Source organism: Sinanaerobacter sp. ZZT-01, assembly GCF_035621135.1.
Classification (GTDB): Bacteria; Bacillota; Clostridia; order Peptostreptococcales; family Anaerovoracaceae; genus IOR16.
In genome coordinates, this window is sequence record NZ_CP141728.1 from 3267232 (window position 1) to 3289267 (window position 22036).

The 22036-nt window shown below is 38.9% G+C and carries 12 protein-coding genes; 5 read left to right on the forward strand and 7 right to left on the reverse strand.

Features of this window, described 5'->3' with window-relative positions:
• Window positions 1-157 precede the first annotated feature (157 nt).
• The 5 genes from U5921_RS15770 to nth form a co-directional block, all read right to left on the reverse strand.
• Window positions 158-2200: a methyl-accepting chemotaxis protein gene (locus U5921_RS15770; protein ID WP_324824415.1), complete on the reverse strand. Its 2043-nt coding sequence runs from the start codon at window positions 2198-2200 to the stop codon at window positions 158-160.
• Between the two features lie 268 nt (window positions 2201-2468).
• Window positions 2469-4502, reverse strand: coding sequence for a methyl-accepting chemotaxis protein (locus U5921_RS15775; RefSeq protein ID WP_324824416.1), 2034 nt, complete (start codon window positions 4500-4502; stop codon window positions 2469-2471).
• 279 nt (window positions 4503-4781) lie between these two features.
• The gene (locus tag U5921_RS15780; protein WP_324824417.1) at window positions 4782-6827 is read right to left on the reverse strand and encodes a methyl-accepting chemotaxis protein; all 2046 of its coding nucleotides are present in this window, start codon (window positions 6825-6827) and stop codon (window positions 4782-4784) included.
• A gap of 164 nt (window positions 6828-6991) precedes the next feature.
• Window positions 6992-9037 (reverse strand): methyl-accepting chemotaxis protein, encoded by a 2046-nt coding sequence (locus U5921_RS15785; RefSeq protein ID WP_324824418.1) that lies wholly within the window; start codon window positions 9035-9037, stop codon window positions 6992-6994.
• Between the two features lie 190 nt (window positions 9038-9227).
• Complete coding sequence (nth, locus tag U5921_RS15790; RefSeq protein ID WP_324824419.1) at window positions 9228-9872, reverse strand: endonuclease III; 645 nt, start codon at window positions 9870-9872, stop codon at window positions 9228-9230.
• 289 nt (window positions 9873-10161) lie between these two features.
• Here nth and U5921_RS15795 point away from each other — a divergent pair, with 289 nt between their 5' ends.
• From U5921_RS15795 to U5921_RS15815, 5 genes are all read left to right on the forward strand, one after another.
• Window positions 10162-11283, forward strand: coding sequence for an efflux RND transporter periplasmic adaptor subunit (locus U5921_RS15795; RefSeq protein WP_324824420.1), 1122 nt, complete (start codon window positions 10162-10164; stop codon window positions 11281-11283).
• A 14-nt stretch (window positions 11284-11297) separates the two neighbouring features.
• Window positions 11298-14453 (forward strand): efflux RND transporter permease subunit, encoded by a 3156-nt coding sequence (locus U5921_RS15800; protein ID WP_324824421.1) that lies wholly within the window; start codon window positions 11298-11300, stop codon window positions 14451-14453.
• Between the two features lie 38 nt (window positions 14454-14491).
• Complete coding sequence (locus U5921_RS15805; RefSeq protein ID WP_324824422.1) at window positions 14492-15106, forward strand: TetR/AcrR family transcriptional regulator; 615 nt, start codon at window positions 14492-14494, stop codon at window positions 15104-15106.
• Window positions 15107-15228: 122 nt separating this feature from the next.
• The gene (locus U5921_RS15810) at window positions 15229-16746 is read left to right on the forward strand and encodes an NCS1 family nucleobase:cation symporter-1 (protein ID WP_324824423.1); all 1518 of its coding nucleotides are present in this window, start codon (window positions 15229-15231) and stop codon (window positions 16744-16746) included.
• A gap of 17 nt (window positions 16747-16763) precedes the next feature.
• Window positions 16764-18413: a DEAD/DEAH box helicase gene (locus tag U5921_RS15815; RefSeq protein ID WP_324824424.1), complete on the forward strand. Its 1650-nt coding sequence runs from the start codon at window positions 16764-16766 to the stop codon at window positions 18411-18413.
• Window positions 18414-18519: 106 nt separating this feature from the next.
• On the opposite strand, the gene U5921_RS15820 is transcribed toward U5921_RS15815, so the two are convergent.
• The gene (locus tag U5921_RS15820; RefSeq protein ID WP_324824425.1) at window positions 18520-19581 is read right to left on the reverse strand and encodes a homing endonuclease associated repeat-containing protein; all 1062 of its coding nucleotides are present in this window, start codon (window positions 19579-19581) and stop codon (window positions 18520-18522) included.
• Between the two features lie 33 nt (window positions 19582-19614).
• Window positions 19615-21969, reverse strand: coding sequence for a ribonucleoside-triphosphate reductase, adenosylcobalamin-dependent (gene nrdJ / locus U5921_RS15825; protein ID WP_324824426.1), 2355 nt, complete (start codon window positions 21967-21969; stop codon window positions 19615-19617).
• Between the last annotated feature and the right edge of the window lie 67 nt (window positions 21970-22036).

Genomic DNA, 22036 nt, shown 5'->3' on the forward strand with positions numbered 1-22036 from the left:
ACTTCCCCCATTTCTTATTACTTATTTATAAATTCTTTTTTTCATTATATTCTCTATTTAAGAAACTTTCAAATAATTTCAACAATAATGGGTTCCTGTACAAATTGCAAAAGCGCAAATTTCATAGAAATTTGCGCTTTTACATGTCATAAAAAAGTTAATTTAAATTAAATCGATTCGATAACTGCTTCAGCATGGCAGCCTGACTGGATAATTCTTCACTGGCCGCAGAGCTCTCCTCAGCCGTTGCTGAATTCGTCTGTACAACGGCACTGATTTGTTCCACTCCCTGCAACGTACTGGACAAGGAATCTGCCTGCTCATTGGATGCATTTGAAATCTCATGAATCCTCTCAACGGTCTGTGTCACACCCTCCAACACTTCACCTAAGACCTGACTCGTTTCATTTGCAATTGACGTTCCATTCTCTACCGCTCGTATGGAATCTTCAATTAAAATAGTCGTATTCTTTGCCGCCTCTGCTGACTTGCTTGCTAAGTTTCGAACTTCGTCGGCTACGACTGCAAAGCCCTTTCCGGCTGCTCCGGCCCTGGCTGCTTCAACGGCTGCATTCAGTGCCAAGATGTTCGTTTGGAATGCAATGTCATCAATCGTTTTAATGATCTTTCCGATCTCCGATGATTTCACATTGATTTCATCGATTGCCTTCATCATATGAACCATCTGTTCATTGCTCTTATCTGCAGCCTCTCCCACCGTCTGTACCTGTGTTGCTGCATGCATTGCACTTTGTGCATTTTTATTTACATTCTCAGAGATTTCCTGAATGGTTGCAGACAATTCCTCGATGGAGCTTGCTTGCTCCGTTGTTCCTTGCGCCAGCATCTGTGAGCCGCTTGCCACCTGCTCGGAGCTGCTTGCTACCTGTGAAGCAATGTCTACCATTTCTCCGATTGTATGTTTAAAGACTGTAGATGCATTCATCATCGCTTCTTTCACTCGTTCAAATTCGCCATCGTAGGCTTGTTCCAAATGCAAGGTCAAATTTCCATTTCCGAACTCATAAAGTGCATCGGAAATTTCTGCGATATAATCGACATAGCTGTGTAAACGCTGCGTCAGTTGCCGCATCGAGTCTGCGAGCCTTCCCACTTCATCATTTGCATAAATATTGATTTCTGCATCCAGATTTCCTTTCGCCATTTCATCGGTAACCACAGTCAAACGTTTTAACGGCGCTGTAATACTCCTGGAAATGAAAAGCATAACCGCTAATAAAATCAGTCCTACCAATACATAAAAGATCGTCAATGTCCGTGTCGTTGTTTTTACCGAACTTAAAAATTCTTTTTCCGGTATGGATAAAAGTACTTTCCAGCCAGCTGCTTCAATCGTTCCGCTCACGCCATAAGAGGATACGCCGTTATCGTCGAATCGAATCACATTTCCACTTGACTGTGCAACGTCTTCTAACATGGCTTTACTCAATCCGATTTCGTCAATCGATTTCAGCACTTCCTCTTCATCACTGCTTGCAAGCACCTTTCCGCTTGAAGAGCAAAGAAGGGTTTTCGCTGTTTCATAAGAAGTCGCATGCCCCGTAACCATCTTATTCATTTTATTGATATGTACGTCAATTCCCGCAATTCCTATGATTTTAGTATTTGCTTTATTGTAAATTGGAGAAGCAACCGTAATAATTTGGTCTCCGGTATATGAATCGAGATATGGTTCAGTGATGATATAACCTCGCTCAATATCTGTTTCATTTTGAATCCAATAGTCTTTTTGTGTTAAATCGAAATCATCATCACTGATCCAATCTCCACCGTCAAATCCAACTTGTGCATTTAGGGCTCCAATAAATGGTGCAAAATCATTTTCAACATTTGCTTCTTCCGTACGCCTTAACATTTCATGTGCACCCTCCCAATAAGGTGAGGTTTTTAGATCTTTTTTCTCATGAATCGTTTCTAATATTTTTTGAAGATTATCATCAAGTGCCAGCTGTTTTGTGACGCTTATGTACTGAGTAAAGTAATGGTTTAACTCAGCAATCAATTTCTCTTCTGATACCTGAGCAATATTACTCTCATCCTTTATTACTGTTTTGGAAGTAAGATTCACCACAACAATACCTGCAAGAATCATTGCAATAATTATAATGCCACCAATGCCAATAACTATTTTGTTTTGTATGCTTTCTATCCTGTATAAATCTTTTATACTTCTTTTCATGCACTGCTACCCCCTTATTTGAATTAATAATATATTGTATGAAATATATTATATTCCACATCACTTCCAAATTCAATTGAATTTACATTTTATTTTGTTAATTTTTTCTATTCGGTATTATCGGACAATTTTTTTAAGTAATTTTTTATTATATACATAGAAAATTTGTAATTTATATTTTGAATCAACTTGCAGTTACTACAAACAAAAAACAGGCAGTTATAAAACTGCCTGTTTTTGACTATTCACAAATATATTTTACTTCGATTTAATCTAAATTAAATCGATTCGATAACTGCTTCAGCATGGCAGCCTGACTGGATAATTCTTCACTGGCTGCAGAGCTCTCCTCAGCCGTTGCTGAATTCGTTTGTACAACGGCACTGATTTGTTCCACTCCCTGCAACGTACTGGACAAGGAATCTGCCTGCTCATTGGATGCATTTGAAATCTCATGAATCCTCTCAACGGTCTGTGTCACACCCTCCAACACTTCACCTAAGACCTGACTCGTTTCATTTGCAATTGACGTTCCATTCTCTACCGCTCGTATGGAATCTTCAATTAAAATAGTCGTATTCTTCGCCGCCTCTGCTGACTTGCTTGCTAAGTTTCGAACTTCGTCGGCTACGACTGCAAAGCCCTTTCCGGCTGCTCCGGCCCTGGCCGCTTCAACGGCTGCATTCAGTGCCAAGATGTTCGTTTGGAATGCAATGTCATCAATCGTTTTAATGATCTTTCCGATCTCCGATGATTTCACATTGATTTCATCGATTGCCTTCATCATATGAACCATCTGTTCATTGCTCTTATCTGCAGCCTCTCCCACCGTCTGTACCTGTGTTGCTGCATGCATTGCACTTTGTGCATTTTTATTTACATTCTCAGAGATTTCCTGAATGGTTGCAGACAATTCCTCGATGGAGCTTGCTTGTTCCGTTGTCCCTTGCGCCAGCATCTGTGAGCCGCTTGCCACCTGCTCGGAGCTGCTTGCTACCTGTGAAGCGATGTCTACCATTTCTCCGATTGTATGTTTAAAGACTGTAGATGCATTCATCATCGCTTCTTTCACTCGTTCAAATTCGCCATCGTAGGCTTGTTCCAAATGCAAGGTCAAATTTCCATTTCCGAACTCATAAAGTGCATCGGAAATTTCTGCGATATAATCGACATAGCTGTGTAAACGCTGCGTCAGTTGCCGCATCGAGTCTGCGAGCCTTCCCACTTCATCATCTGCATAAATATTGATTTCTGCATCCAGGTTTCCTTTCGCCATTTCATCGGTAACCACAGTCAAACGTTTTAACGGCGCTGTAATGCTCCTGGAAATGAAAAGCATAACCGCTAATAAAATCAGTCCTACCAATACATAAAAGATCGTCAATGTCCGTGTCGTTGTTTTTACCGAGTTTAAAAATTCTTTTTCCGGTATGGATAAAAGTACTTTCCAGCCGGATGCTTCAATCGTTCCGCTCACACCATAAGAGGATACGCCGTTATCGTCGAATCGAATCACATTTCCACTTGGCTGTGCAACGTCTTCTAACATGGCTTTACTCAATCCGATTTCGTCAATCGATTTCAGCACTTCCTCTTCATCACTGCTTGCAAGCACCTTTCCGCTTGAAGAACAAAGAAGGGTTTTCGCTGTTTCATAAGAAGTCGCATGCCCCGTAACCATCTTATTCATTTCATTGATATGTACATCAATCGCTGCAATACCTATGATTTTAGTATTTGCTTTATTATAAATCGGAGCGGAAACCGTAACAATCTGGTCGCCGGTATATGAATCGAGATATGGCTCAGAAATGATATAACCTCGCTCAATATCTGTTTCATCCTTAAACCAGTAGTCTCGTAACGTAAAATCAAATCCATCTTCCGAAACCCATTCTTCCCCATTAAACATAAGTAGCGCATCCAAATCTGCAACAAATGGTGCAAAATCATTTTCAACATTTGCATCTTTTGTACGCCTCAGCATTTCATGTGCACCCTCCCAATAAGGTGAGGTTTTTAGATCTTTTCTCTCATGAACTGTTTCTAATAGTTCTTGAAGGCTTTCATCAAGTGCCATCTGCTTTGTGACGCTTATGTACTGAGTAAAGTAATGGTTCAACTCAGCAATCAATTTCTCTTCTGATACCTGAGCAATATTACTCTCATCCTTTATTACTGTTTTGGAAGTAAGATTCACCACAACAATACCTGCAAGAACCATTGCAATGATTATAATGCCGCCAATTCCAATTATTATCTTGTTTTGTATACTTTTGATTTTGCCTATACTTTTTTTCATCTACTGCTACCCTTTCATTTCAAATTTTATCAGATTGTGCTATTATATGTCATATTGTCAATAAATTCAAATAAATTTATATTTAATTTTGTGTTTTTTAATTCTATCAGGTTATTTAATAATTTTGTATAAAAATAATTACATTCAAATTATAAAATTACAAGTATTTTATCTTAAATTAAAAGTAAAAGTATTATTATATAATTACCCTCAGCATATGAAATACAGGCAGCCTTAAAACTGCCTGTAAAACATTTTTTGTTTTATTTTAATGCAAGTTTAGTTCAAATTAAATCGATTCGACAATTGTTTCAGCATGGCAGCCTGACTGGATAATTCTTCACTGGCTGCAGAGCTCTCCTCAGCCGTTGCTGAATTCGTCTGTACAACGGCACTGATTTGTTCCACTCCCTGCAACGTACTGGACAAGGAATCTGCCTGCTCATTGGATGCATTTGAAATCTCATGAATCCTCTCAACGGTCTGTATCACACCTTCCAGCACTTCACTTAAGACCTGACTCGTTTCATTTGCAATTGACGTTCCATTCTCTACCGCTCGTATGGAATCTTCAATTAAAATAGTCGTATTCTTTGCCGCCTCTGCTGACTTGCTTGCTAAGTTTCGAACTTCGTCGGCTACGACTGCAAAGCCCTTTCCAGCTGCTCCGGCTCTGGCTGCTTCAACGGCTGCATTCAGTGCCAAGATGTTCGTTTGGAATGCAATGTCATCAATCGTTTTAATGATCTTTCCGATCTCCGATGATTTCACATTGATTTCATCGATTGCCTTCATCATATGAACCATCTGTTCATTGCTCTTATCTGCAGCCTCTCCCACCGTCTGTACCTGTGTTGCTGCATGCATTGCACTTTGTGCATTTTTATTTACATTCTCAGAGATTTCCTGAATGGTTGCAGACAATTCCTCGATGGAGCTTGCTTGTTCCGTTGTCCCTTGCGCCAGCATCTGTGAGCCGCTTGCCACCTGCTCGGAGCTGCTTGCTACCTGTGAAGCAATGTCTACCATTTCTCCGATTGTATGTTTAAAGACTGTAGATGCATTCATCATCGCTTCTTTCACTCGTTCAAATTCGCCATCGTAGGCTTGTTCCAAATGCAAGGTCAGATTTCCATTTCCGAATTCATAAAGTGCATCGGAAATTTCTGCGATATAATCGACATAGCTGTGTAAACGCTGCGTCAGTTGCCGCATCGAGTCTGCGAGCCTTCCCACTTCATCATTTGCATAAATATTGATTTCTGCATCCAGATTTCCTTTCGCCATTTCATCAATAACCGCAGTCAAACGCTTTAACGGCGCAGTAATGCTTCTGGAAACCAGAAGCATTACTGCCAAAAGAATCATTCCAGCAACTACGAAGAATAAAGTCACGGTTCGTTTTGTAGTTCGAACTGCACTTAAAAATTCTTTCTCCGGAATCGTTAAAAGTATTTTCCAATCAGCTGCTTCAATCGTTCCAGTCACGCCATAAGAGGATACGCCGTCATCGCTAAATTGAATCACATCCCCACTTGGTGATTTCAGGTCATCCAGCATTTCCTTACTTAATCCAATTTCCGTCATATTTTTTAAAATATCTTCGTCATCCTGACTTGACAGTACCACTCCTGTATCTGAGAAGAGCACAGTTTTATCTGTTTCATAGGTTGTTTTATGCTCTGCGATCATTTCATTGATTTTATTAATATGTACATCAATTCCAACAATTCCTATAATTTGGCTTCCGGATGGATTATACACCGGAGCAGAAACGGTAATAATCTGATCTCCTGTGTCCAAGTCCACATATGGTTCAGTTATAATATATCCTCTCTTAATATCCGTTTCATCTTTAAACCAATAATCCCTCGTTGTTAAATCAAAATTATCTAACCAATCAATCCCATTAAAACCAACTTTGGCATCCAAGTCTACAACAAACGGGTCAAAATTATTATCCACGTTAGCAGAATATGTCCTCGTAAGCATATCATAAACGCCCTTCCAATAAGGCGAGCTATTCAACTCATTCGCAGTCGTTACATTTTGCAATAAATTTCTTACATTGTCATCATATGCCATCTGTTTTGTAACTGTAGTATAAAGAATAAAATAATTATTCAGCTCGGCCACTAATTTTTCTTGAGATGCTTGTGCAATATCTGTTTCATTTTTAATGACCGTATTCGATGTAAGAATCACCACTACGATACCGGCAAGAACCATTGCAACAATTACAATACTACCAATAATTGTAACAATTTTGGTTTGAATACTCTTCATCCGTTGTATGCTGCTTTTAAAATGCAACCTTTTTTTCATTTTATTTCCCCCATTATCTGTAACTAATATTTTACTAATTATTATAATTCATTTTCATGAATATTGCAAATAATTAAACATTATATCGTTTATCGTATATGTACGAACAAAAAAATACGAAATGCAATAAATTGCATTTCGTATTTTTTACACTTATTAATAATCTAATTTAAATTAAATCGATTCGACAATTGTTTCAGCATTGCAGCCTGACTGGATAATTCTTCACTGGCCGCAGAGCTCTCCTCAGCCGTTGCTGAATTCGTCTGTACAACGGCACTGATTTGTTCCACTCCCTGCAACGTACTGGACAAGGAATCTGCCTGCTCATTGGATGCATTTGAAATTTTATGTATTTGATCAACCGTTTGTGTCACACCCTCCAGCACTTCACTTAAGACCTGACTCGTTTCATTTGCAATTGACGTTCCATTCTCTACCGCTCGTATGGAATCTTCAATTAAAATAGTCGTATTCTTTGCCGCTTCTGCTGACTTGCTTGCTAAGTTTCGAACTTCGTCGGCTACGACAGCGAAGCCCTTTCCGGCTGCTCCAGCCCTGGCCGCTTCAACAGCTGCATTCAGTGCCAAAATGTTAGTCTGGAATGCAATGTCATCAATCGTTTTAATGATCTTTCCGATCTCCGATGATTTCACATTGATTTCATCGATTGCCTTCATCATATGAACCATCTGTTCGTTGCTCTTATCTGCGGCTTTTCCCACCGTCTGTACCTGTGTTGCTGCATGCATTGCATTTTGTGCATTTTTATTTACATTCTCAGAGATTTCCTGAATGGTTGCAGACAATTCCTCGATGGAGCTTGCCTGCTCCGTTGTACCCTGTGCCAGCATCTGTGAACCGCTTGCCACCTGCTCGGAGCTGCTTGCTACCTGTGAAGAAATGTCTACCATTTCTCCGATCGTATGTTTAAAGACTGTAGATGCATTCATCATCGCTTCTTTTACTCGTTCAAATTCGCCATCATAGGCTTGCTCCAAATGCAAGGTCAGATTTCCATTTCCGAATTCATAAAGTGCATCAGAGATTTCTGCAATATAATCCACGTAGCTATGTAAACGTTGCGTCAATGCACGCATCGAGTCTGCGAGCCTTCCCACTTCATCATTCGCATGAATATCTATTTCTGCATCCAGGTTTCCTTTCGCCATTTCATCGGTAACCACAGTCAAACGCTTTAACGGCGCTATAATGCTTCTGGAAATTAAGACCATAACGGCTAAAAGAATCATTCCAGCAAATACGAATAGTAACGTCACCGTCCGCTTTGTTGTTTGAACTGCGCTTAAAAATTCTTTTTCCGGTATGGATAAAAGCACTTTCCAATCAGCTGCTTCAATCGTGCTGCTTACACCGTACGATTCCACTCCGTCATCATTAAATTGTATGACATTTCCACTAGGTGATTCTAAATCACCTAGAATTTCCGAACTCAGACCGATTTCTGTAATATCCTTTAAAATATCTTCGTCGTCTTTACTTGACAATACCATTCCAGTCTTGGAAAAGAGGATAGTCTGCCCAGTTTCATAAGTAGTTTTATGTTCAGAAATCATTTCATTGATTTTATTTGTATGTACATCAATCCCTGCAATCCCTATAATCTTACTGCCGGATGAATTATAGACAGGAGCGGAAACAGTAATAACCTGATCTCCCGTGTCCAGATCCACATACGGCTCAGTAATGATATACCCTCGTTCTATATCTGCTTCATCCCGAAACCAGTAGTCCCGCGTCGTCAGATCATAACTGTCAACCCAATTCTCACCATCAAATCCAACTTGCCCATCCAAATCTACAACAAATGGCTCAAAATTGTTTTCTACATTTGCATATTCGGTCCGTGCAAGCATATCATGGGCTCCGCTCCAATAAGGGGAACTTTTTAACTCACTTACCGCAGTCACATTCTGTAATAAATTTCTCACGTTATCATCATAGGCTAATTGTTTCGTGACAGTTACATAAAGTGTAAAGTAATTATTCAGCTCGGCCACCAATTTTTCTTGAGATATTTGAGCAATATCTGATTCATTTTTAATGACCGTTTTCGATGTAAGATTCACCACAACAATACCGGCAAGAACCATTGCAACAATTAAAATACTTCCAATAATTGTAATTATTTTGGTTTGAATACTATTCATTCGTTGTATGCTGCTTTTAAAATACATCTTCTTTTTCATTTTACTTCCCCCACTGTTTCAAATTCGGTTTAAATTTTATAATTACTAAATTTAAAAATACAAAATAGACTATGTATAAAATTATACACGTATCCACAGTAAATTACAATTGCTTTTGGTAAATTTCTACAAAATAATTTGAAATAATAGGAATTATCTGTTTTTTAAGCAAGACATACTATAACCAATTTTATTTCTTATCTAGACCATTTTTTAAACACAAATCATTAAGGAAGCATTCTTCACATTTTGGATTTCTCGCTGTACAAATCTGGCGGCCATGCCAGATCAGAGCATGATGCGTATCACTCCAATATTCTTTTGGGATAACTCTCATTAATGCAAGTTCGGTATTTAATACATTCTTTTCATTTACAATTCCAATTCGATTCGCTAATCGAAAGACATGTGTATCTACAGCGATACGAGGTTCACCAAATCCAACAGACAATACAACATTTGCCGTTTTCCTTCCCACCCCAGGTAATTCAACCAGCTTTTCATAATCCTTTGGAACTTCTCCGTTATATTCCTCTAACAATTGAATGGATAAATTCCGTACGTTTTTTGCCTTGGTTCGATACATCCCAATCCTCTTTAAATACTTCTGCAATTCTTCCTCTGAAAGCTCCGACATTGTCTTTGCATCCGGAGACCTCTCAAAAAGTGCCGGGGTCACTTCATTTACGCTCTTGTCTGTTGTCTGTGCTGATAGAAGCACTGCAATCAGCAATTGATAGATCGTCTTGAAGTGAAGTGCACACTCAGCATTTGGATACAAATTCAACAAACGTGCAACTAATTCTTCACGTTCTTTCTTCTTTAATTTCTTCATATTTTGCTTCCCCCTTATTTCACAAATCGATTCTATAAATCATCTATATTCTTTATTTACAGCTTAAGATTTTACTAAATATTCAAAAATTTTATTCTTTCTTTTTAATATATATATCCCTACATATTTATTTTAAACAGAACCCTCCATAAGATCAATTTTCTATTGACATTTTCAGCTCACTAAAGTAGTATTAAATCGGTCTGACCCATTGGTCAGTTTTTAGAATTTTTATTGAATTACATAAATTTAACAGCGTAAATGCAATTGGTTTTAGGAGGAATACCATATGGAAAAACAAATAACAAAAAAAATATCAGGCATCTCGAAAAAAAAGAAATTCTTACTTTTTAGTATTATAATCGTATTTATTCTTTTTGCAGCTTTTCGTATTATCTCATCCAGACTCAATAAAGAGTCCTTAGATAAAACTCCAGTTAATGTGAAAACAGCAGAAGCATTGATGTCTACCATCGAAGTTACAACACCATTGAGCGGAGTTATTTCCGCAGAAGATCAAGTCTCTTTGATGGCAACTCTGCAGACTGAAGTTACTCGTGTCAATGTAAAGGTTGGAGACTATGTTACAAAAGGGGATGTTCTGTTTACACAGGACACCGAGCAAGTACAGGCTTCTTACAATCAAGCCGCTGCAGGCGTCTCTATTTCGCAGGAAGCATTAAACAGTGCTAAGACAAACTATGAACGTATGGCTACATTATATAAAGAAGGAGCTGTTTCACAACAGCAATATGAACAGGCAGAGACCAACTATAAGACTTGTCAAGGGCAGCTCGATTCTTCACTTGCGGCACAGGCATCTGCTCAAAGCATGCTTTCAAACGGCACAATGACCGCACCAATCAGCGGATATATCACCGAGGTTAATTTAACAGAAGGCGCCTATCCTTCTCTTTCCTCTGCGGCGGTATCAATTGCTAATACCGAAAAACTAGAATTGGAAGCAAACGTCTCTGAATATCTCATCGGAAAAATAAAAGTCGGAGATAAAGTCAGCGTAACTGCAAAATCACTTTCAAATGAGCCTTTTAACGGTACTGTCAAAACGATTTCTCCCGCTCCAGCCAGCGGAAATTTAACTTACCCAGTTACAATCTCATTTAACCAACTTCCTGATGGAATAAAAGCGGGCATGTTTGCAGAAGTAAATCTAGTCTCAGATCAGAAGTCCAACGTACTTTGCATCCCTTCTGATGCTGTCATCATTAAAGCCAGCGAAACAACAGTAGTGCTTCTAAAAGATGGTATTCCTTCTTACGTTTCAGTAGAAACCGGATTAGATAACGGTACTTTAGTCGAGATCAAATCGGGCTTGAAAAAAGGTGACTTAGTTGTTACTGAAGGACAGCATTACATTATTGAAGGCGAAAAAGTAAATATAATAAAATAGGAGGCTTATTACATATGAATTTATCCCATATTTCCGTAAAACGCCCCATTACTACCGTAATGGTTCTGTTAATGGTAGTTCTGATTGGTACGGTATCTCTCATACAAATTCCTCAAGATCTCTTTCCCAATATACAGCTTCCGGTCGCCTTGGTTATGATTAATTATCCAAACGCATCACCTGAAGAAGTGGAAACTATGATTACAAAGCCCATTGAGGAACAGTTGGCGGCTGTAGAAAATTTAGATACAATCTATTCTCTTTCAAGTGCTGGCAGCTCGATTACAGCAGTACAATTCTCAACTGATACAGATATGAATTTTGCAACTCTTAATATGCGTGAAAAGATTGCTCTTGTTCAAGACTATTTACCAGATGAAGCATCGGATCCTATTGTAATGAAAATGGATATGAATGCTGCACCAATTATGCAGATCTATGTATCCGGTGATATGCCTCTAACTGACCTATACAATAAAATCGACGGCGATCTGACTAACTCCTTTAAGCGAGTTGACGGAGTCGCCTCTGTTTCGTTAGTTGGAGGAATTGAACAAGAAGTCGCAGTCAACTTTGACCAAGAACGACTGGCGGGTTACGGTCTTACCCTCTCTGCTGTTAGCCAAATGCTATCTGCTGAAAATCTAAATCGTCCAAGCGGTGCAATCTCAAAAGGTTCAACAGAGGTTATCGTGCGTACCATAGGAGAATTTAAAGATGTAGAAGAATTAGAAAAATATCCGATTACTCTCCCTACACGAGAAATTATTAATCTTCAAGATATTGCGTCACTTTCCATGCAGGAAAAAGAGCAGGATTCCATCAGCCGTGTAGACGGCCGAACAGCAATTGGAATCATCATCACAAAACAATCAGTCGGCAATACCGTTGATGTATGCAAATCTGTTGAAAATACATTACATGCATTGGAGAAAAAGAATCCCGATTTACATTTTACGATTGGATTTAATCAAGCGGACTTCATTCAGAACGCAGTTTCTTCCGTTGCAAATTCTGCAATAACCGGAGCAATATTAGCAGTCATCGTTATTTTCTTCTTTTTGCGTAATTTTGGCTCTACTATGGTAATTGCTATATCGATCCCAGCTTCTTTTCTTGCGACCTTTGCTTTGATGCACTTTATGGGAATTACGTTAAACATGATTACTCTGTGTGCCCTTACTTTAGGTGTCGGCATGCTCGTTGACAACTCGGTTATCGTATTGGAAAACATATACAGCTTAAATCATGAAATGGGTGACCCGCAAGCTGCAGCAATTACCGGGAGTAAGCAGGTTTACACTGCGGTCATCGCTTCTACTCTCACCAGCTTAGTCGTATATCTCCCAATTGCCTTAAGCGGCGGCATTTCAGCTATGATGTTCCGAGATTTCTGTTATACCATTATTTTTGCATTACTTGCCTCCTTGGCAGTATCTTTAACCGTTGTCCCTATGCTCTGCTCAAGGATAATGAAAAAAGTAATTCATGTTACCTATGTACGGATCGGGAAGCACCGCTATAAATTTAAATTACTTCCCTATTTTACACATGGAATTGAAGCTCTTACAAAAATTTATGAAAAAATCATTCGCTGGGCTCTTCGACACAGAAAGCGCACTTGTATTACCTGTGTCATCATTTTCATTGTCTCTTCTATTTTAGTGAGCGTTGTCGGTATGGAACTGATTCCTGCCACAGATGAAGGTAGCTTCTCAGTCACGATTGAAAGCCCTTATGGAACCAGCCTTGAAGACCGTGACAAGGCGGCAGAGCAAATGGAAAATTATTTACTTGAAATTCCTGAAATGGAACACTGTACTGTAGATATTGCTTCTTCCGATTTTTTGGGAAGCTCCTCCAACACCTCCACAATCAACGTAACACTTGTTGAAAGGAGTAAAAGAAAAAGGAGTACAGCAGAAGTTGTGAAAGAAGTAAAAAAACAGTTGAAGGATTTTTCCGGTTCCGATATTAAAGTTACAGAATCTTCCTCAACCGGAATGATGATGGGTGGTTCTGATATGTCTTTAACTTTTAAAGGAGCTGAGCTCGACGTGCTTGAACAGATTGGAAACGATTTATTAAGTCAAATCCATGATGTAGAAGGCGTTTCAGACGCTGTATTAGGTATAACGGAGGGAAATCCTGAAGTGCGTGTTTCTCTAAATCGAAATACTGCCGCTCACTACGGCATCACTGCCTACCAGCTGGCTAATGATTTAAAAACCGGACTGACTGGAAGCACTGCTACTAAGCTAAAATTAAACGGAGAAGAAATTGAAATCAACCTATCTTTAAACGATACGTTTCAAGACAGTCTGGATAATATGAAACAAATATTGGTCACAGGTACTTCCGGTCAGAGTGTTCCAGTGGGTGAAATTGCTAATTTTGTATACGATAATTCGCCATCTGTCATCAATCGGACCAATCAGGAACGAACGGTGGATTTAAATATTACTATAGAAGGAAGAGACCTTGGTTCCGTTTCAAAAGACGTCATGAAGCTCGTTGAAAATTATCCGTTCCCTGACGGCTATTCTTATGATAACGGCGGGCAGCAGGAAGAAATGGTAGAAGCTTTCGGTTCACTGCTTCTCGCCCTGCTTACTTCCATTTTACTTGTATATATGCTTTTGGCCGCACAATTTGAATCCTTGGTTCTTCCGGTCGTTGTTATGATGGCAATTCCTTTTGCAATGTCTGGTTCCTTCCTAGCTTTATTTATAACAGGAATGCGACTCTCCATGCCTGCTTTCATTGCACTCATCATGTTGATTGGTATTGTTGTAAACAATTCAATCTTACTGATTGAATTTATCAAGCTAAACGAAACGAAGATGGAAAAAGAAGATGCAATTGCATTGGCAGGTTCTTCAAGGCTTCGCCCTATCTTAATGACTACAATTACTACCTGCGTGGGTATGATTCCACTTTCTCTTGGACTTGGAGACGGTGGTGAAATGCTGGCGCCTATGGGAACCACTATTATCGGCGGACTGCTGGGTTCTACACTTGTTACATTGATTTTAATTCCGGTACTTTATTCTATTAATGATGACCGTAAGAAAAAATCTATCATAAAAAAAGAACAGCGTGCAGAGCAGCTGAAAGCATTGGAAGAAGAATGGAACAAGGATGAAGAGCAAAACTTTCTTCCAAACTAAAAAGCTATTTTCTACATTATAAAAAGGTGGTCACGGCTATGAATGTAAGAAAAAAACAAAAACGGGAACAAATTTTAGAAGCTACTTATGATATTTTCGTAGAAAAAGGATATGCAAACACAAAAATTATAGATATCGCAAACAGGTCAGGCATTGGAAAAGGTACCGTTTACGAATATTTTGACAGCAAAGAGGCCATATTTATGGCTCTCTTTGACTATTTTTCAAATGAGTATAAAAAGAATTATGAATATATAAAAAAGTCAAATGAAAATAAAAAAGCATCTGAGCAGTTGCGGATTTTTATTAAATACGATACCAGTATTGTTCATTATGTGTGTCACACAAAAAAGCTTCCTCCGCATCTGTTTCTCTTAGAATTATTCAGGGATGCTAAACTATCAACCCTTTTTGAAAAGTTTATAGAATATCGTTATCACTGCCTCTTGAATATTATTAAAAATGGCATTTCCTCCGGTGAATTTAAAGAAGGCGATCCATCAATGTATTCCATCGGAATCTTGGGATCCATCGCATTCTATATAGACTTTCAAAATCAACATTTTATCCCGCAAGTACTAAAGGATATTTCAGTAAAAAATTGGAACTCAAATGATTTACTCTCGTTAATCTTAAATGGTTTACAAAAATAATAAATAAAAAACAATAGTAGTATAACGAGATATGTTGTATAATAATATAATTGTTCTGAAATTGTTTTGTGTGTAATAAAATAGAAATTTAATATAAAATTGAATGGAATTACGGAGGTTATATGTCTATCTATACACAGCGGGAACATAATGGGTTATATGAACTAACGGATGTTGCCCGTGCGGAATTAATTGACTCAAAATACTACAATGGAGATTTGGCACCAACTTCTATTTCCCAAAGAACCTGGACAACTTACAACGTCTCTTCTCTTTGGGTCGGAATGTCTATCTGCCTTCCCACTTATGCTTTATCTGCAAGCTTAGTCTCCCTCGGTTTGTCTACTTGGGCTGCGCTCATTAATGTTACCATTGGCAATCTGCTTGTTTTAATTCCTATGCAGCTAAACTCACATGCCGGCACCAAATATGGAATTCCCTATCCCGTATTCGCCCGATTGGCGTTTGGTCCAAGGGGGGCACATATTGCTTCAATTGCTCGCGGAATCGTAGGATGCGGCTGGGTTGGAATCCAGACATGGTTCGGAGGAAAAGCTCTGCATCTCATTCTTATGACTTTAGTCCCTGATTTTTCCGGAAATCAAGCAACACTATTTTTAACGTGTTTTATTTTTTGGAGCATCAATATAATCTTGGCTTATCGGGGCCCGGAATGGATTCGGAAATTAGAATGTTGGGGAGCACCGTTTCTTGGAATCCTGAGTATTGCTCTTCTTATTTGGGCTACCCTTGCGGTAAAATCCAATGGGAATGTTGAGATACTAGATGTTTTAAACCTCCCTATAAACGAAGAAAAATTATTAGAGGGCGGTGGTTTTTGGGCAGTATTTGCGGCAGGATTAACGAGCAACCTTGCTTTTTGGTCCACTTTAGCACTAAACATTCCAGATTTTTCTCGATACGCAAAATCTCAAAGAACACAATTTTTCGGTCAATTATACGGAATGCCTACCACTTTGGGAATCTTCGCTTTCATCAGTGCCTACGTGACGGCAGCGACCAGCTTTATCACACCAGATGGCTCTATGATAACCGATCCTGCCGAAGTTGTTACTTTGATTTCGAACTCCTTTGCCACCGTATTAGGTGCTGCCGGTATCATTATAGCAACACTCACAACAAATATAGCCGCAAACTTCGTTGCACCTGCGAATGGATTTTCTAACTTAGCACCAAAGAAGATTTCTTATAAAACCGGAATTTTAATCACAGGTATTTTAGCAATCATCATGAGACCTTGGCAATTCATGCAAAGCGGGAATGCTTTTATCTACGACTGGCTGGGACTTTACGGCGTTATGCTCGCTCCAATTGCAGGTATATTTTTAGCAGATTATTACATAGTGAAGAAGAAAAAGATAGATGTTATGTCTTTATTCCAAGCAGAGGAAGGACGATATTGGTATCAAAAAGGATTTAATTACATCGCTTTTTTCTCATGGTTATTGGGTTGCATTCCCCCAATTTTGGGTAAAATAATACCATCCCTTCACTGGATGACAAACAACGGCTATTTGATCAGCTTCTTTATTTCGCTTATCATTTACCCGATTTTAATGAAAACATCACCCCATTCTCTGGTTCTTTCAGATGAAATGGAGTCGATGACTGAACGATAAAAGAAAAGGAATTTTTTATGGAAAACTTAATATTCGAAAATTTAAATCTATCAGAAGATATGCAGCGTGCTTTGGACGAAATGGGTTTTGAAGAAGCAACACCTATACAGTCTATGGCAATCCCCCATGTTCTTTCGGGAGAAGACATCATTGGGCAAGCTCAAACGGGAACCGGAAAGACTTGTGCCTTTGGAATCCCTGCGATTGAAAAAATAGATCCTACCCTTTCTGGTACACAAGTTCTTGCACTTTGTCCCACAAGAGAACTTGCAATTCAGGTAGCAGAAGAACTGCGCCATTTAACCAAATATAAAAAAGGAATCCAAATTTTACCGATTTATGGTGGTCAATCTATCGACCGTCAAATTATGGCACTAAAGAAAAAACCCCAGATCATCGTTGGAACACCCGGCCGCATCATGGATCACATGCGTCGCCGTACATTAAAACTGGCAGATCTTAAAATGATTATCTTAGATGAAGCAGATGAAATGCTTAACATGGGTTTTCGAGAAGACATTGATCTGATTTTGCAGGGTATACCAGAAGAAAGACAAACTTTACTCTTTTCTGCAACCATGCCAAAAGAAATTAAAGATTTAGCAAAGCTTTATCAAAACAATGCAGTCCATGTTCAAGCCGCTCACAAAGAGTTAACTGTACCAAATATCGAGCAGTACTTTTTAGAAGTCAGAGAATCCTCAAAGTTAGAACTATTATGCCGCTTAATTGATGCGAAAAACGTAGAGCTTGGCATTGTTTTCTGCAATACAAAACGAAAAGTTGATGAAATAACAGCATCCCTTCAAGCCAGAGGCTATTCTGCGGACGCGCTGCATGGTGATATGAAACAATCCGAACGCGACCGTGTCATGAATAAATTTCGTAAACGTTTAATTGATATTCTCGTTGCAACAGATGTCGCTGCAAGAGGTATTGACGTCAACAATATCGATGCGGTCTTCAATTATGATATTCCAAGTGATGAAGAATATTATGTACATCGAATAGGTCGAACTGGACGTGCAGGAAAATGCGGTGTTTCTTATTCTTTTGTCTTTGGTCGTGAGATTTATAAGCTGAAAGACATCCAGCGTTATACAAAAAGTGAAATCTTACCTATGAAACCTCCTACGATCTCCGATGTAGAGGAAGTTCGTTTAAGCCTAGCCGCCGAAAAAGTAGTAACAGCTTTAAAAAATGGCGGTTATTCCAAATATACTCCGATCATTGAAAAAATATTGGAAGACACTGATAATATGACAACTCTAGATGTTGCATCTGCCTTATTTCAAATGGCATTCGAAGAATTGGAGAGCCGAAATTATGAACATTCAGACCTGGATGAAGACCCGCATCAGTCCGGACGAGGAAATATGGTACGTGTTTTCTTAAATGTAGGTTCTATGGATAAAATACAACCGAAGAACATTGTACAGGGAATTGCTTCTTTATCTGCCATTCCGGGTAAACTAATTGGTTCTATTGATATTCATAAGAATTTCAGTTTTGTAGAATTGCCAAAAGAACACGTTGATGATATTATGCACGCAATGCGTAACTTTACACATCGAGGACGAAAAGTAACAATGGAAAAAGCAACAAAACGGCAACGAAACAAAAAAAGCAGTGGAAACGAACGCCGTAATAAGAAAAAACGCTATTAATAAATAAGCACTCCTCACTAACCTCTAACATACACAATATGTAAGGGGTTATTTTTTCTTCTGACAAATGAAAAATGCCTCCCTAGCTGTCCCAGGGAGGCATTTTTTATTTATGTATAACACGTTTGCGGTTTTCTTTTTTTACTGCCTTTAGTTGATCTCCACGAAGAGGCTTGCATCCGATTTGATACAGAGTATTAGACCAAGTACCGCAATATCCGATCAGATACTGTACCATTTCTTTTGGTAACTCTTCTTTGATTGGTGCTCTATCTAACTCTTTTGCTTTATTCTTTAAACAAAGAAGATATTTTCTCGCTTTCTGATCTAAATTTAAGACCTGATATAAGCTATCCTTTAAGATTTCTTTATGAATTCGATTTCGTATCTGATCTTTTTCATCCAAATAGGAACTAGCGAAAGGAGAGATTTTTGTAACTGGTTCTAATCCAATCTGAAACAAAACATTTCTCCAAGATCCGCATCGCTGTCTCAATTTAACTCTGACTTCCTGATCAACTTCTATTTTCAGCGGAGGCCGCCCCAATTCGATTGCCTTTTTTTGAATGTCTTTTAAAAGAATTCGATACTCCTCTTCTAGATCGGGGATTCGATTTACTACTTTTTGACGCATCCAGCTGCGGCTGACTCCAGCAGCACGTAAAACCTCTGCCCACGTTCTAAAATTCCGCTTTAGAGCCTCACATGCCTCCGGCATTTCAACCGCATGAGGTGGACGTTCTAATTCCAGCGCATGTTCCCTTACTTTATTTAACCAATACTCATAATTGTGTCGGTCTTTCATCATCGCTTCCATCGATTTTCCCGATTTTCCCGCACTCCTTGAAAGTCCCGCTTTTTTAAGTGCATAGGGCCATCTTTGAAAACGGTTTCGAATGTAAAAACGGTAGACCCAAAAAATCTCTTTTTGTGCCGGTGAATGACCGAGCCTTTTTGCTTCCAGCCTTAATAATTCTAATAATTCTTCATCAGAAAAGTTGAAGTAAATTGTCTGGCCCATCGGGCTGCTCGTTGAATATGTTTTAAAAATAGCGGAATTTTTATTATCTTTACCATAATTTAGTTTTTGAGAGGCTTCCGCTTTTTCTGCTATCCTTTGTAGTGCTATTTTACTTTTTTGTATTTGCTTAAAAGTCAAGGTTCGCATAAATCCTCCAATTAATAACTGCATGATCGAGCTTTAACGAATCGGACACACACCAGCTTCACAGCCTTCATCTCCAATGTCATACTGTACTTCTTCTTTTTCATATTTGCTGATTAATGACGGTACAAACGGATTCATAGCTTCTCTTCGTTTCTCATATTCCTCTTCGCTAATGCCTTCAAATGGCAATAACTCATAAAAATTATCTTCAAAAGACAAAAAGGATAATGCAACGGTATCTTCCCAATTTTCCCATACCCATTGCTCCACTTCTTCCCACTCATGATCACGAACATGTACCGTAATCGAACAATTGTGTTCTACATACTCCGTCATAAACATTTTGTAAATTTCCAGCTGCTCAATTGCACTGACATCCGCTTTAAATTTACCTTCCGGTGCTTTAACCGGAAATTCTACTACTTTTGTCACACAATTTTCTTTATCCTGCCCGACCTCTGGATGTACCGGATATCCCAACTCTTCACACACTTTTGTCAACGGGTCATCGCTGCTGATTCGAATTCTTCGAATAAAATACGGTGCATGTGAGAAATGAACGCCGCTAGATACTACCGGAAGCAAACTCAATGTGCCCTCTGGTTTAATTGTAGTAACCAGAAGAGGTTCCTGCATCCCCATCTCATTTGCATAATTCTCTGCTGCCTTACGCGCTTCCTCTTTTAAATCTCTTAATAACTGAATCTGCTCTTCTTTGCTGTAATGCAATGCATTTACCATGTCCTGCCACCCTGTTAAAGAGCAGCCTAAAAGCTTATCTCTTTGCTGTACAGCATTCCACTCCGGTATTTCAAGCTCCGTGCAAGTCATTCGATACCCTGCTCTTGCAGAAAGTCTCTGCGCTTCCATTAACCCTTCATAATCCAAAGTATTGTCATCTCTTACAAAAGCCATTACATTCACTGTCGTTAAATTACACAGACCTTTCGAATCCAGCAAAATTTCTGCACAAGGATTAACCCCTGCAAAATTCGGCCGTCTTTTTAATCCTGCTTCTTGATTTACCCAGCCCGGTTCTCCGGAGTAGCGCATTTGCTGCAAATGCCAGTGAAGCTGCGCCCGTGTTGGCTTGGACGTATAGTAAATTGAATTATTACTCATTTGCCGATGAGCAATTTCCTGATCAATCACCCATTTTTCATCTACTTTCTTATAAAGTTCGCTCTTTGCCTGTATGCATTCTTTATCGTCCTGATCAATTAAGACAATCTCTGCCGTACGCCGTACGCCGCCGACTACTACGTTTTCACCGATTACATTTGCAATATCCAGACAATCAATCGGCTTGAGCTTTACTTTATTCGTTGTAGAACGGTGTCCTGCTTTTTCAATGACCTTATTAATTTTAATGAACATATTTTTCATGCTGGAATGACCGCTGGCTGTTCCTCCAAAGGTCTTTAATTTTTCGCCCTTCGCTCTTACATGATCGTAGTTTAATATAATGGTTTTAATCTTACGGTATTCTGTGCTGTAAAGCACACGCAGATAATAATCCAGTGACTGCACCCAGCCTTCTTTGCTGTCACCTATAGTGATTTTTACCGTATCATTATGTGTAAACTCAAGTGCAGTACTGTCTTGGCGCAACGTCTTTAAAATTGGTGTAAAAGATTCATGAATAATTTCCACATCGGTTCGCACCATCGGTAATTTTTCAATATCAGACTTTAAGATACGCACACCGACACCGGAACCGACCATTAATAAGTAAAATACATCTCGAAATGAAGCAAAGCTGTCAATGACCTGAAAAGAACAATTAAAATTAGACATTGGATAATATTTTGATACATCCGTACTTCCTACCCAAAAAGTTCGGCCGGATAAAAATTGTTTTAAATCATACACATTGCGATAAAGCTTCTCCGCCTCCTCTTTCGATGTCGGAATGAGACTGCAATTATATTCTACCGAACGCCTTACCGTCTCCCACCAATATTCTCTTCGCATTTCTTCCGGCACCCAACGGGAATAGGTACGATAATACACAAAATTTCCCAATTGATTCATTGGAGATTGCTTATGCTTATACTTGCTTACAAATTCTTCTGAAATAACTCGCCCATCACGCCGTTTTCTTGCGTCTCGCGTTTTGTCTCTTTCATAGCGGTAAATTATAAATTTTTTCGCCGCATCTTTTCTTTCGCTCGCCATTAAAAAATCTTCAACCAAGTCCTGGATATCCTCCACATTGATTCGTCTTTCCGATTTCTCCACCTGCTTAAAAATAGCAGAAGAAATGCTTTGTGCTAAAGCAGAATCCACCCCAAATCTTGTCTCCATCATCGCATTTTCAATGGCATTTTTAATCTTTTTCTCATTAAAGTCCACTTCCGTGCCATCTCGTTTTATTACCGTTTTCATATTATCCTCCCTGAATACGCCCCTCATTTTTTAGAAAAGTGACTTTTATCTAATTTCTTTTCCTATC

Coding starts and splice junctions, on each gene's coding strand:
- U5921_RS15805 (WP_324824422.1), top strand. CDS start 14,492: ATGAATGTAAGAAAAAAACAAAAACGGGAACAAATTTTAGAAGCTACT.
- U5921_RS15800 (WP_324824421.1), top strand. CDS start 11,298: ATGAATTTATCCCATATTTCCGTAAAACGCCCCATTACTACCGTAATG.
- U5921_RS15775 (WP_324824416.1), bottom strand. CDS start 4,502: ATGAAAAAAAGTATAGGCAAAATCAAAAGTATACAAAACAAGATAATA.
- nrdJ (WP_324824426.1), bottom strand. CDS start 21,969: ATGAAAACGGTAATAAAACGAGATGGCACGGAAGTGGACTTTAATGAG.
- nth (WP_324824419.1), bottom strand. CDS start 9,872: ATGAAGAAATTAAAGAAGAAAGAACGTGAAGAATTAGTTGCACGTTTG.
- U5921_RS15810 (WP_324824423.1), top strand. CDS start 15,229: ATGTCTATCTATACACAGCGGGAACATAATGGGTTATATGAACTAACG.
- U5921_RS15820 (WP_324824425.1), bottom strand. CDS start 19,581: ATGCGAACCTTGACTTTTAAGCAAATACAAAAAAGTAAAATAGCACTA.
- U5921_RS15770 (WP_324824415.1), bottom strand. CDS start 2,200: ATGAAAAGAAGTATAAAAGATTTATACAGGATAGAAAGCATACAAAAC.
- U5921_RS15785 (WP_324824418.1), bottom strand. CDS start 9,037: ATGAAAAAGAAGATGTATTTTAAAAGCAGCATACAACGAATGAATAGT.
- U5921_RS15795 (WP_324824420.1), top strand. CDS start 10,162: ATGGAAAAACAAATAACAAAAAAAATATCAGGCATCTCGAAAAAAAAG.
- U5921_RS15815 (WP_324824424.1), top strand. CDS start 16,764: ATGGAAAACTTAATATTCGAAAATTTAAATCTATCAGAAGATATGCAG.
- U5921_RS15780 (WP_324824417.1), bottom strand. CDS start 6,827: ATGAAAAAAAGGTTGCATTTTAAAAGCAGCATACAACGGATGAAGAGT.